12 protein-coding genes and 1 pseudogene are annotated in these 13,709 nt (G+C 39.3%); 1 reads left to right on the plus strand and 12 read right to left on the minus strand.

What is annotated here, in order from left to right:
• Positions 1-60: 60 nt before the first annotated feature.
• The 11 genes and pseudogenes from DWW33_RS07640 to pcrA form a co-directional block, all read right to left on the minus strand.
• Positions 61-1,008: a ParB/RepB/Spo0J family partition protein gene (locus tag DWW33_RS07640; protein ID WP_074044964.1), complete on the minus strand. Its 948-nt coding sequence runs from the start codon at positions 1,006-1,008 to the stop codon at positions 61-63.
• On the minus strand, positions 962-1,789 hold the full coding sequence (locus DWW33_RS07645) for a ParA family protein (RefSeq protein ID WP_118639199.1): 828 nt from the start codon (positions 1,787-1,789) through the stop codon (positions 962-964). The genes DWW33_RS07640 and DWW33_RS07645 overlap by 47 nt, the downstream gene beginning before the upstream one ends.
• A gap of 117 nt (positions 1,790-1,906) precedes the next feature.
• The gene (locus DWW33_RS15960; protein ID WP_074044962.1) at positions 1,907-2,086 is read right to left on the minus strand and encodes a hypothetical protein; all 180 of its coding nucleotides are present in this window, start codon (positions 2,084-2,086) and stop codon (positions 1,907-1,909) included.
• A gap of 115 nt (positions 2,087-2,201) precedes the next feature.
• A pseudogene (locus DWW33_RS07655) lies at positions 2,202-2,552 on the minus strand (RNA methyltransferase); the annotation flags it as partial.
• 307 nt (positions 2,553-2,859) lie between these two features.
• Positions 2,860-3,336 (minus strand): Mov34/MPN/PAD-1 family protein, encoded by a 477-nt coding sequence (locus DWW33_RS07660; protein ID WP_199534936.1) that lies wholly within the window; start codon positions 3,334-3,336, stop codon positions 2,860-2,862.
• Entirely contained in the window at positions 3,329-5,149 is a 1,821-nt protein-coding gene (locus DWW33_RS07665) for a ThiF family adenylyltransferase (protein WP_118087709.1), read from the minus strand. Before DWW33_RS07665 ends, DWW33_RS07660 begins: the two co-directional genes overlap by 8 nt.
• Positions 5,150-6,259: an SMODS domain-containing nucleotidyltransferase gene (locus DWW33_RS07670; protein WP_118087710.1), complete on the minus strand. Its 1,110-nt coding sequence runs from the start codon at positions 6,257-6,259 to the stop codon at positions 5,150-5,152.
• A gap of 13 nt (positions 6,260-6,272) precedes the next feature.
• A complete protein-coding gene (locus tag DWW33_RS07675) occupies positions 6,273-7,664 on the minus strand; it encodes an SAVED domain-containing protein (protein WP_118087969.1) in 1,392 nt (463 codons plus the stop codon).
• A gap of 68 nt (positions 7,665-7,732) precedes the next feature.
• Positions 7,733-9,463, minus strand: coding sequence for a 23S rRNA (uracil(1939)-C(5))-methyltransferase RlmD (rlmD, locus tag DWW33_RS07680; protein ID WP_118087711.1), 1,731 nt, complete (start codon positions 9,461-9,463; stop codon positions 7,733-7,735).
• Between the two features lie 135 nt (positions 9,464-9,598).
• Positions 9,599-9,877: a hypothetical protein gene (locus tag DWW33_RS07685; protein WP_022242638.1), complete on the minus strand. Its 279-nt coding sequence runs from the start codon at positions 9,875-9,877 to the stop codon at positions 9,599-9,601.
• Positions 9,878-10,004: 127 nt separating this feature from the next.
• Positions 10,005-12,233: a DNA helicase PcrA gene (gene pcrA / locus DWW33_RS07690; RefSeq protein ID WP_118639201.1), complete on the minus strand. Its 2,229-nt coding sequence runs from the start codon at positions 12,231-12,233 to the stop codon at positions 10,005-10,007.
• A 269-nt stretch (positions 12,234-12,502) separates the two neighbouring features.
• Here pcrA and DWW33_RS07695 point away from each other — a divergent pair, with 269 nt between their 5' ends.
• Positions 12,503-13,192 carry a DUF1836 domain-containing protein gene (locus tag DWW33_RS07695; protein WP_118087713.1) on the plus strand — a complete coding sequence of 230 codons (690 nt, stop codon included), beginning with the start codon at positions 12,503-12,505 and terminating at the stop codon, positions 13,190-13,192.
• Between the two features lie 100 nt (positions 13,193-13,292).
• Here the strand turns inward: DWW33_RS07695 and DWW33_RS07700 are convergent, their stop codons facing one another.
• On the minus strand, positions 13,293-13,625 hold the full coding sequence (locus DWW33_RS07700) for a YerC/YecD family TrpR-related protein (protein WP_117699169.1): 333 nt from the start codon (positions 13,623-13,625) through the stop codon (positions 13,293-13,295).
• Positions 13,626-13,709 lie beyond the last annotated feature (84 nt).

The following is a 13,709-nucleotide window of genomic DNA, read 5'->3' on the forward strand; positions in this document are numbered from 1 at the left end:
GGGGAAGCCGAAAATATGGCTATCCACCGCAAACAGGCAGACCTCACCCTCGGTGTGTGGCTATCGTTCACGGTCTTTGCTCCGCTGCAAATGGCGGTTGTAAAACTCCAACGCTTTCACAACAAAGTCCGATTCCTGCCCTCTGGGAACAGACTTTGGTATGAGCTTGGTTATCCGTTCATCACGAAAGGCAGGCTTCTCCCTCTGGTTAGGTTTTTCCTCCTCCATAATGGATTGGATAACCTCGTCTGTGAGCTTATCATCCTGCATAAACTTCTTCATTTTGATAGCCTGTGCAAGTGACGGGGTAGCGTCGCTGTACTCCATAGCTTCAAGCAGAGTGTATTGCTGTTCTTCGGGCAGATAAGAGATTTCCACCGCAGGACGAAAAGCAATCTGCCTGTCATCGACCATTTGCAAGATTTCGGGAACAAGCTCGGTAAGGCGGATATAGCGGAAAATCTGGTTTTTACTTTCTCCAACCTTTTCGGCAAGTTCATCACTTGAAGTAGCAAACTCTAAATTATTACCCATTGGGGAATAATTATCTTTTGTCGGTCTGCCTGCTTGCCGCTTCATCGCTTCAAGCCGCATTTTGTAGGCAAAGGCTTTCTCACTCGGAAGAATAGTTGACCTCTGCAAGTTGCTCTCCACCATTACAATAATGGCTTCGTCACGGCTTAAATCCTTAACCTCGCATTTCAGCGTTTCCAGTCCTGCAAGCTCACACGCCTTTTTCCGCCTGTGTCCGCTGATAAGCTCATACCGTCCGTCCTCTTTGAGCCGAACAGTAGCAGGGGTCATTACACCGTTTCGTCTGATACTCTCAACAAGCTGCTCCATATCCTCGTCTATGAAAACCTTAAACGGGTGGTCTGGGAACTCGTCAATTTCTGAAATGGGAATATCCCTTATCTTACTGAGCTTCGCTTCTTCACGGCTCTGGTCTGTTTCAAACAGGTCATCGTAAGCGGTCAGCTCGATTTTTGTTTCTTTGCTTCTCGCCAATGTCTGCCACCTCCTTTCCGAACTGCTCATAAGCTGCGGCAACCTTTCCGCTTTTGTCATAAGCGAAAATGCTTTTTCCCTCTGCCGTGGCTTCAACTGCACGGATAGAGTGCGGTATCTGGGCATCAAAGACTTTGATGTTCTGACCGTATGCACTCTTTACCAATGCTGTCACTTCCTTAGAAATGTTGGTGCGTGGCATTACCATCGTCATTAAGATACCGTCAATCCGCAGGTGGGGATTGATTTGCCGCTTGACTTTTGACACGGAGCGTAGCAACAGCTCCAGACCTTTCGCTGAAAGATAATGCGGCTGCGTGGGGATAATCACGCTGTTTGCCGCCGCCAATGCGTTGATTGTCAACATCCCCAAGCTCGGCATACAGTCGATAAGCACATAATCATAATTCTTTTTGACCTCGTTAATACAGGTCTTTAGAACACGCTCACGGCTGATAGCGTTAATAAGCCTTACTTCCAGACCAGACAGCTCAATGTTAGAGGGTATCAAGTCAACGCCCTCACCGTGGTGCAGGATACCTTTCTGAACATCTATGGGATTATCGACGATGATGTCCTGCATAATGGTGGCAAGGGAGATTGGTAAATCATCTGGTCGTGGATAGCCAAGCGACATTGTGAGGTTAGCCTGTGCATCCGCATCGACAAGCAGGACTTTCTTTCCCTGCTGTGCCAAGCTCACGCCCAGATTGACCGCCGTTGTGGTCTTGCCGACACCGCCTTTCTGATTGGTCAGAGCAATTACTTTGCAATTTGACATTTGTGCGTCCTCCTTTCGCATAAATTTAGCCGCTTTGTCAAGGCGGCTATGTAAATCGGTGGAGAACGCAAAAAGCCGCTTACTCTAAAATAAGAATAAGCGGCTCAACCTTTTGGGTTAAACATATTCGATTCTCAACCTCTTAACAGGTGCGTTTATGACTTTGAAGATAAGCTCATCAACGCAGTCCGTATATCTGCCTTGTTGTATAAGCTGATTTTTCAGCTCTACAAGGCTATGTAATAAGGTTGTCCTTTGGCGACTATCCAGATATATGTGATATGTTTGCTCTCTCATAAACAGCACCTCCGTTTCTGGTTTCATTATATATAGAAGCCCAAAACTGTTCAAAGGTGCAAATTTGAGCGAAAAAAATAAGCGTACCACTATTTCTAATGATACGCTTATCCATTTAGATTACCTCAAAATGCTTCAAAGCATCTTTGATTGCTTCCACTTTCTCCGCTGTCGGATGTTTTCTCGGCTGTTTCAATTCCTCTACCGCATTGGGAGCATCATACATCGGTAAGCCTAAATCTCTCTTAACCTCTGCAATATATGCAGTATGTACTTTGAAGCCGTATTTTGCTTCTATGTACTCTTTTATCATTTTGTAGGTGACTCGCTCTTTTGGCTTATAGGCTTCTGCCCTTTCGGAGATTGCCTTTAAAGGAACTTTGCCCTCACCCTCGCCAAACTCAACTTTTACGTTGATATGACTGTCGGGCTTTTTGTGGGAAAGCAGTACTACCGTCTCCACATGCGTACAAATTCAAATTATATCCCCACAAAACTATGGATATCTGGACAATATTTTTACAGTACTAATACCGTTCGTGCAGCCTTTTCCCACAAAATCATGGATGGTACTAATTTTGCACCATACTAATTGTGCAACAGCCTATGGCACAATTACTTTTTTCCATTACTTCAGTATCATTATCTTCTTCCATCTTTTCCGTTTCTAACGATTGATACGCCTGTTTCAATCCTCGTAATAATTCTTCCTCACTCGACAAGTACAGCTTATAATTTGACACAAAAATCTGCGTCTTATCAAGAGGCTAGTGCTACCGCTTATTGAGAATAATTTCTTGCTTATTAACAAATAACCGAGCATTTATATTCCAACTTTCTTGATAACCTCCAACAATAATTAATATAGGTTCTGGACATTTTAGTTTTTGGTCTTGAGATAAAACTATCATTTGATTTTTATCAATATTACTTGGTGCCGACGATGCATTTGGATGATAGTGCCACTCTCCTAAATAATACTGGCCTTGGTCCCATGCCAAGTCTAAAATTCTTTTCAATCCATCTATACCCCTATAAAAAGTACACTTTGAATGTCTAGAATTTTTGGGTGGTGGTGTTATTTGCAAAATGTTGGCTATTGCTTGGTTGGAAGAATAATTTCCAATTAAAATGCCCCCTGTTTCATAAGGATTAGAAATAGCACAATAATAAAGCATTTGTTCATAAGCCTTTGTGTCGAACTTTACAGTATATGATTGATTCTTATCTTGAAAAAGCAAATTATCCATTCTCTCTTTTCTCCACCACCTCATAGCTTTCAAATATCCCATCGCTCTCTTTTTGCTCGTAAATGAGCGAAAGCGTCTTTTGAGATTTTGATATAATGTAATTTTCAATTACCTTCACGGAAGTTGCAGCAGCAATCCAAATATCATCACTTCTTCCAGGAAAAGTCGGATGCCAGCAACCAATTCCATTCCTTGGCAAGTCGTAATCATCATATAAGACTTTTTCTGCTTGTAGGTACGGGGAAATCAAATCATAAAAAGCATTAAATTTAAAAGTGTTACCATTCATCAGTGTAACATATAATCGTTTTGCACCCAATCCAACAGAGACTGAAGCTATAATATGGGTTCTCTTAAAATTAGTTCTTTGAAGAATATCAAGTACATTATTTTCCCCAGTACAATCAACAATAACATCATATCTATCCAAATCAATATTTGTTTTAAAAGAGTCATCATTTGAAAGAGTATCATTTATAACTTTAACATTTGCGTGTGGATTTAGGGAGTTAAGATAATTACATACCGATAATTCTTTAAATTCACCAATATTATTTAGATTTAAGATATGGCGGGATAAGTTCCCGACTTCAAATATATCTGAATCTGCAATAGTAATATTATATACTCCTGCTCTTACAAATATTTCTGCGATTGATGCTCCAATGCAACCTGCTCCAATGAGCAATATTCTTTTTCTTAGTAACAGGTCACTCATTTTACCTCGTTGAGATATTTCGTGTTGGTTCCAATTTTCTGAAACAATCCAATCCAATTTTGCATTTTTAGTGAATACCTCACATCTATCACACATCCACCATCCCTGTTGATTATTTCTGAATCCTTTTGCTGTCCTTTTGCCATATGATACAGTCGGTAAATACAGAGCTTTCCAAGAAATTATCTCGGGGTCTCCACCAAAAATTCGGGGAACAGGGAAACCAATTAAAAGCAAATGCCGTTTTCCGTCCCGAATTTTTGAGACAATATTTTGAAGGATACACATTATATTAATATGTTGTTTTTCACAGGCAACTAACAATTCGCCAAATGTTTCTGGTGCTTGCCACTCATTAACAACTGGGATCTGATTCATAAGTATCCACGGGGCAATAATGGGAGGTGATATAGTTGTTTTTGAAAGATATTTTCCCCATTCTGTATAATGCTGGATGTTGTTACTTAGCGATTTAAACACCTTAACATAGTATACAAATGGTTTACTTTTATACACATCTAATTCTGCTATTCCATACCGACATTCGACACTCTCCCATTGCATGAAGGTAACCACATCTTCCGAGAAAGCAAACTGCATTTCTAAAATATTGCTCATAGAAAATTCGGGCAGCTCAAATGGCTCGCTTTCTGTAACTAATTTTCCTTTTGCCGCTAGCTCTAGCCAACAAATTGCTCGTTTTGCATGATACAACAAGCGTTCATCTACACTATATGGTTCCGATTGATAATTAGGTATTGTATTCACCTCAAGGCATAATGCTCCTTTTCTCCACAATCCGTTTCTTTCAATTTTGGAGTTGTTAGCTTGATGATACAATGTAACCGTTATACTGTTTTCGACGTCTGGATATACTTTAATTTTTCCCTTTGGGTATTCGGATCCAACAACGAAAAACCATTGAGATTTCTGAGGGAAATATGGTGTTTCACATTCAATCACAATACTTAAGTGTAAATACCAAACATTTAATTCATTATCAAATTGCCACTCATTCATTATCTCAACTTGAGATAATGAATCTAAAGCCCTTCGAGCCTGATTTAATTTATCAAGAATTTGTTTTGACTCCATCTATGCAAATCTTCCTTCTGGAATGGCTGCCGATTTTTCAGTACGGGTTGTAAATCCCGTTGAAGAATTAGATTTTGATGGCTTTGGAGCTGGTGGAAATTCATTACCAAATAGCTCTCTCCATTTGCAAACACTATCATATAATTCTTCACAATCAAAAGCTTCACGAGCTATTTTAGCAGCATCACAAACCGTATCGTAGAAATCAGAATATTCTTCATCTGTAATTCGTGCAAAAACATCATGTTCAGGAACGCCTCTATCAGCTAAAAAAGGTTTATTAGTGTATTGGGAAACGATATTTTCAAGAGTTAATACAACACCTTCGGCAACACTTTTAATATCATCTGGACAACAATCACCAATAAAATGTTCCAACGGATAACTCTTGGGATGTTTCATATCTGGATATTGTGTTTTGCGCCACCACTTCAATGCCTTAACAACATTTATATAGTGGGTATTGCAATTCTTGTTTTTTTCAACCGTCCATCGAATTTGCTCAAGTGGATGTGTTTTATCCCATTTTTCCGCTTCACGGTCAGGAATTAGCAACGGTTCGGATTTCCATTGAGGTTCGTTATCTGATTTATAAAATATGTTATATGCACTTTTAAGTAAGTCATTATTGAACGATTTTGTAAGTAACTTTTGTTGGAAATCTTCAATTGTATATTCCGAAATAATCGCCTCATCTTGAAGTACTCCTGTTTCGCTTTCACTAGGTGCAGAAGTAGGTACGATATCCAAATCAACATAACTTAAACTTATACCAATTGACCTGCCTTGAATTCTATATTTGTCTTTATAATGTTTTTCTAAAAATGGAACAAATAAATCCAAAGCCTCCTCTGGTGTAAACTCTTCAGAGTCTAATTTCGTTACAACAATTACATCGACATCTGATTTATTGCCGTTTTTGGGTTTTACTGCTGTGGAACGTCGGTAACTTCCCTGTAAGAAAGTACTAATAATAATCTTTGATAATGTTTCATCTTCCTCTAATCTCCTTCTTAATGTCGTATGCCCTGTTTTCAAATCCTTCACTTGATTGTCAGACAAACGAATATTAGATAGAAAATCTTTAAAATATGACGGTACAGTAGACATAAATAATCCTCCCTTAATTAGTAAAACTTATTGATTGTGAATATGTACAAGAATTCCTTTGCTCAAAATCATATTCATATAGAATACATTTGCCAAATCCAACTGAATTTTGACCTAAGAAAAACATAAATGCATTTGGAGCAGCAGCAAAAATATGTAGTGTTGCACGCCGTTCCACAGTGCTTCTTCTGCCAATAGCGTTATAAACTGAATTAGCTAAAGCAGTTGCATGTGTTCCATCTTCTATCGAAAAATTTGTAGCACCAACATCGCTTGGCATACAATTAATGATACATCCAATTGATAGATTGTTTTCTTTTATGAATTTTACCACGTCATTGTAAATGTTACGAGTGACATTTAATACTAATGCAGAATCATATTGATTCTCATTAAACTTTTCGTGGGAAATATTCCAATTAGTATAGTTCCTTTTAGATGACAGTTTCACATCCCATAATACAGTGCCATTGGTCGACGATTTTTGTATCGGAAATACGTTGATACCTGATTTACTATCAAGAATTCTTCCTGCTGCAAAGGCTATAGACGCATGTGTATCTAAAAATATTTGATATGCATACTTGTTGCTTGTATTTGTGAGCAAAAATTCCTCCAAATTTCTATAAATATCTTTGTTCCAATCGTATTCACCCTTTATATTGCGACCATCAAACTTATTAATGAATGATAAACAACTCTCTGTGTCTTTTTCCAGGTTTTCTGCTCCACGGGTAAAGCTTTTCACACCAATAGATATTCTTTTAGGGGAATACTTATCGGCAACAAGAAAAATGCGTTTTTCCATTTCTTCATCAAAGTCTTTTCTATCAATACCTTTACCATGTGTTGAAGAAATCATCTGATCATTTACAGTCGCTGAAGCAATAAACCTAATTTGGTCAAACGTCATCATTTGATTGCTATCTGAAATATACTGATGCAACGAATCTCTTACAATTTTTTCTAAAACTTCTATTTCAAACGGCAAAATAAAAAACCGTATTCTCTTATTATCAAGCAAATCTGTATCAAACCCATTTAGCGACGATTTTGCTTCTTTATCAAGCACTTTCCCATAATACTTTTCGATTGACTTTATAAATGTGTTGGCGGACTTATCACATTGCCCGATTAAAAATAATTCATATTCAGGACTTTCTATATCCTTTATAAGGTCATCTAGCCATATTTTAATGTCTGATTTGGTAAAAGTATTTATCGTTGATTTTACTTGTATGCATTTAACAATTTGATTTTGCTGCTCTAATGCTATATCAACCTTATCATTTGATGTTGGAAATTCGACATATATCTTATCCCAGTTACCTTTATCAGTTAAGGCCTCTAATACTGAAGCAAACCCCTGGTATAAAAATCCCCGTGATGCTTCTTTTCCACCCATAATCCTCACCCTTTCCATCATTTATTTGCTTTACTAATCCATGTGATATTCTATAAACAGGCTACCTATTAAATAACCCCAAAATATTTCAAAGCATCTTTGATTGCTTCTACCTTTTCCGCTGTCGGATGCTTCCTCGGCTGTTTCAATTCCTCTACCGCATTAGGAGCATCGTACATTGGCAAGCCTAAATCTCTCTTTACCTCTGCGATATATGCGGTATGTACCTTGAAACCGTATTTAGCTTCTATGTACTCCTTTATCATTTTGTAGGTCACTCGTTCTTTGGGCTTATAGCTTTCCGCTCTTTTAGCAATATTATCAAGTGGAACTTTTCCCTCACCCTCGCCAAACTCAACTTTTACGTTGATATGTCCGTCTGGCTTTTTGTGGGAAAGCAGTACTACCGCCTCAATATTTCCGGACCATGGGAACATGTCCACGCAGCATATCCTCTCCACCTGATATCCTCTGGCGGTTAAAACCTCTAAGTCTCTTGCAAGACTGGTTGGCTTACAGGAAATATAAATCATACGGTCTACGCCATAGTGGATAATTTTCTCCAATGCCTTTGGATGGATGCCATCCCGTGGAGGATCTAATACGATAAAATCCGGTTTTTCGGTAATATCGTCCAATACTTTTAAGACATCACCGGCTAAAAATTCGCAGTTTTCAAGACCATTTAATGCCGCATTTTCCTTTGCGGCTTCCACGGCTTCTTCTACTATTTCCACACCCACTACCTTTTTTGCGGCAGGTGCTAACATCTGTGCAATGGTTCCGGTTCCGCTGTATAAATCAAATACCACCTTGTCTGCCTTCTCGGTCAGCGTATCTCCGATATAGTCCCTTGCAGTCTGGTAAAGCACCTCTGCTCCAAGAGAGTTGGTCTGGAAGAAAGAAAATGGTGTGATTCTAAAACGAAGTCCTAATAATTCTTCGTAAAAATAATCTTTTCCATATAAAATCTCTGTTCCTTCATCCTTTACTACATCTGCTACACTGTCATTTTTCGTATGAAGAATTCCTGCAATGCTGCCGTCTAAATCAAGTTTACATAATGCATCTTTCATTCCAGCCAACAATTCTTTTTCTGAAGATACTGCTTCTGTCAGGCCATCCAGAATATGCTCTGCGCCTGCCGTTACAAGGTCAATCAGGATCTCTTTGGTCTTTACCGCTTTACGCACCAGTAAATGACGCAGATATCCGGTATGCCGCATTCTGTGATAATAGGAAATCTTTTTTTCTGCAAAATACTGCTGCACACAGCTTAATATCTTCCGATAATCTTCATCCACAATTTTGCAGTCTGTTACCGAAACGATATCATAAAAACTGCCACGCTTATGCATGCCAAGGGCAAGGGGACCATCCTTATATTCATCCCCAAAAGTAAATTCCATCTTATTACGGAATCCGAATTCATTCGGACTTGCTTTTACGCCCTCAAAGCTGCAGTTTTCCGGGTCTACTACCGCATCCATCAGTTTCTTCACCTGCTGTCCTTTTAATGCAATCTGATCTTCATAGGATAGATTCTGATAAGTACAGCCTCCGCAGATTCCAAAATGCGGGCACGGTGCTTCCGGCAGCTCATTAGGTGCTTTCTTAAAAACTTCCAGTAAGCGGCCTTCGCCTTTTCCCTTTCTTACTTTATTTACAGAAAAGGAAATCTCCTGTCCCGGTAATACGTTTTTTACGATTACCTGCTTTCCTTCTTCTACTTTTACGACTCCCTTATTCGGGAAATCCACATATGCAACAGTTCCCTGTAATACCTGACCTTTTTTCATACTTACCTCACACGAACAATTCTTTTCCAGAAACACATGTCATCCGCAGCGTTTCCGGCACACTCAGTAAAAGGGCTGCATGATATCACACAGCCCTTTACATCTTCACCTGTTAAATTATGCAAATGATAATGATTATTTCTCTTCCTCGTCATCCTCGTCAAAGAAATCATCTTCAAAATCATCATCGAAATCGTCTTCAAAATCCTCCAGATAATCTGGTGCAAAGAAACGATATAATCCATAAGCAGCTGCAGCAACTACTACAACAATACCAATGATTGCAAAAATTAAACCAGCTTTTGATTTTTTCTTCTCTTCCATTATTTCCTCTTTCTCCTTTTTATGCAATAATTCTGTTACTTTGTTCACATTTGCGGTTAATAAATTCTTTAATTCTTCCATTTTTTCCATTTCTGACCACTCCTTTTTATGCCAACAACAGTTTTTCATTTTCCTGCTACCTCGAACTCTTTTTATTAATTCATTATAGCATATGTTTCCCTAATCTACTAGAAAAAATTACAAATTCATAAAATTTTTATAACTTTTTCAATTTGGCAAAGGATGCAAACATCTTCTTCACACCTACACCGGAAAAATCAACAGTAACCTCATAATCCCTGCCGCCGTCAATAATCTGCTTTACGACTCCGGTGCCGAATTTCATATGGGAAACAGTATCACCCACAGCATAATCCAACGGCTTTTTCATTGCGGAATTGCCAAAGTTCCTTGCCTCCGGTACGCCGGTTCTGCGCAGCGCCATCGGCTTTGCCGAAAATGCATTCTTCGCCAGCATGCTTGGTTTCGGAATATCCGGCATTTTTTCCTTCTGGATGGTTCCCGCCAAAAGTTCCCGCGGAATCTCTTTTACGAAACGGGACACCTTATTATACTGTGTTTCTCCTCGTATCATACGCATTCTTGCGCAGGATATGGACAACCGCTCCTTGGCTCTTGTGATTCCCACATAGGCAAGACGACGTTCTTCTTCGATTTCCGCTGTTGGATTTTCCGCACAGATTGCACCAAATCCCGGAAACAGTCCGTCTTCCATTCCTGCCAGATAAACCTGTGGAAATTCAAGACCTTTTGCACTATGTAACGTCATCAGCACGACATAGTCCTGTGTCTCATCCACACTGTCAATATCCGCAACCAGTGCTACCTCCTCTAAGAATCCGCTTAAGGTCGGCTCTTCTTCGCTTTCCTCATAAGTAACCGCTTTGGAAATCAACTCATCGATATTTTCCATTCGCTGCTGCGCTTCCTCTGTATTTTCTGCTTCCAGCTCACGGACATAACCGGTTTCTTCAATAATTTCCTGCAGAAGCTCTGATACACTGATATATGGTAACTTGCTCCGCATGCTCTGAATCAGCATTACAAACGGTCTGATTTTTGCAGATGCCCGTCCGATTGTGCCAATCTCTTCTGCCATTTTTAAGGCATTATAAAAGGTAAGACCGTTTTCATCGGCATAATCCTGCACCCTGCTTAATGTCGTTGCTCCAATTCCACGTTTTGGCACATTGATAATACGGCGTACTGCCAGATCATCCATGGCATTGTCAATGGTCTTAAGATAAGCCAGTAAATCCTTGATTTCTCTTCTGGAATAGAAGTTTACGCCACCCACAATCTTATATGGTATGCTGGCTGTGATAAAACGTTCCTCGAAAAGCCGGGACTGGGCATTGGTACGGTATAACACGGCACAGTCTCCGTAATGATACAGGCCTTCCCGCACTTTGCTCCGGATATCTTTTGCAACATAGTCTGCTTCATCAAATCCGGTTTCAAACTGATGAAATGCAATTTTTTCGCCTTCCTCATTCTCCGTCCAGAGACGTTTTGCCTTTCGTCCCACATTATTTGCAATGACCCCATTGGCTGCATTTAAAATATTCTGGGTGGAACGGTAATTCTGCTCCAGCTTGATGGTGACTGCATTTGGAAATTCTTTTTCAAAATTCAATATATTATAAATGTTTGCTCCACGGAATTTGTAAATGGACTGGTCATCATCACCTACCACGCAGAGATTCTTATATTTGCCTGCCAGCAGTTTAATCAGCTGGAACTGTGCCGTATTGGTATCCTGATACTCGTCCACCATAATATAACGGAACCGCTCCTGATAATAATCCAGCACTTCCATGTCTGACTGGAAAAGCTCTACGGTCTTCACAATCAAATCATCAAAATCCAGTGCATTATTTTTCCGCAACACCTGCTGATATTCCCGGTAAACGGCTGCTTCCTTCATTTTCCGGAAATCTCCCTGCGCCCGAAGGGCATATGCTTCCGGACTAATCAGCTCGTCCTTTGCAGAAGAAATGGCCGCAAGCAAACTTTTTTCCTTATACATCTTCGTATCAATTTCCAGACGCTTGCAGATATCCTTCATAATGGTCTTCTGATCTTCTGTATCATATATGGTAAAGTTGGTTCCAAATCCGATATGGTCAATAAAACGGCGCAGAATTCTCACACAAGTAGAATGAAAGGTAGATACCCAGATATTTTCCGAGCCATAGCCCACCATGTCATCAATACGCTCCCGCATTTCGCCTGCAGCCTTATTGGTAAATGTAATCGCAAGGATATGATAGGGATTGACTCCCAGTTCCTCTATCAGATATACCGCCCGGTGGGTCAGCACACGGGTCTTTCCGCTGCCTGCGCCCGCCAGCAGCAGCACAGGTCCTTCTGTTGTAAATACACCTTTTTTCTGTTCTTCATTTAATGAATCGTATATACTCATAATGCTCCTTTACTCTCCTCAATACCACTCCGCTCAGTATACCATACTTCCTTAGGGGATGGGAACATATTTTCTGTATTTCTTTTCAGATTTCTTTTTGTACTGTCCGTCGAACGCATTCATGAGTTCTTTTCCCTTATGTTTATTCTATTGTAGTTGCATCACGCAATGTCATTTACACATCACAGCGTCATTGTATATGCTTTCTGTCATTTTTCTTCTTGTTATCTAGTTTTCAATACTATATAATAGGTATGAGGTGAATTCAAATGACAATTGATGCAAAAGATTTATTAAACAGTATTTTATCCAGTCTGTCGCGGATTGACTATATCCGTCCGGAAAGTATTCCAAATATTGACCTTTACATGGATCAGATTACAACCTTCATGGATACCCAGCTTGCAGCTTCCAAGCGTCATCCTGATGACAAGATTCTGACCAAAACCATGATTAACAATTATGCGAAAAACAATCTGCTTCCACCGCCGGTCAAGAAGAAATACAGCAAAGAACATATTCTGATGCTGATTTTCATTTATTATTTCAAAAGCATATTAAGTATCAATGATATCGAAAGTATCTTAAATCCTCTGGCAAAACGTTTCTTCAATGCAGAAGGAGAATTCAATCTGACAACTGTCTATGAAGAGGTGTTCAGTCTGGAACGGGATGAAGTAAAAAATCTGATGAAAGATATTACCAAGAAATTTAACACCAGTTCTACCACCTTTGCAGATGCGCCGGAAGAAGACCAGGATTTTCTTCATACCTTTTCTTTTATCTGCATGTTAAGCTTTGATGTATTTGTAAAGCGTATGTTGATTGAAAAGCTGATTGACGAGACGAAAGAAATGGAAAAAGAAGCCGAAGATGAGCAGCGTGCTGCAGAAAAGAAAGCTTCCGAAGAGAAAAAAGTTTCCGAGAAAAAGACTTCCGGAAAAAAGTCGAACGAATAAAAAGCCATATGCCAGGAAAAAAGCACCGGTTCGAACCGGTGCTTTTCTTTAGCATTTGCGTAATTTTGTACAAAATTTAAATATCGTTTTAATTTTATTTCTACTCTTCGTTTTTCTTTTCCGCTTTTTTCTCTTCTTCCAAAGGTTTTACATTCGTTCTTGCAAATACCATATCATATCCATCACATCCATAATTCAGGGAACGATTCACACGACTGATGGTTGCCGTTGATGCGCCAGTCTTCTCTGCAATATCAAGATAAGTTCTCTGCTCACGCAGCATCTTTGCCACTTCATATCTCTGTGAGAATGCCAGTAATTCATTTACCGTACAGACATCTTCAAAGAATTTATAACATTCCTCTTTATTTTCAAGGCTTAAGATTGCATCAAACAAATGATCCACTGCTTCCGTTCTTACATTCTTACTCATTCTGCCTCTCCTTTTCGTATTATACTTTTTTCAATACAAAAATGTTAGCATATTAAAGTGTGAAAGTAAACCGTTTTTCGAAAA

This window comes from Roseburia sp. AF15-21 (assembly GCF_003479505.1).
GTDB lineage: Bacteria > Bacillota > Clostridia > Lachnospirales > Lachnospiraceae > Roseburia_C > Roseburia_C amylophila.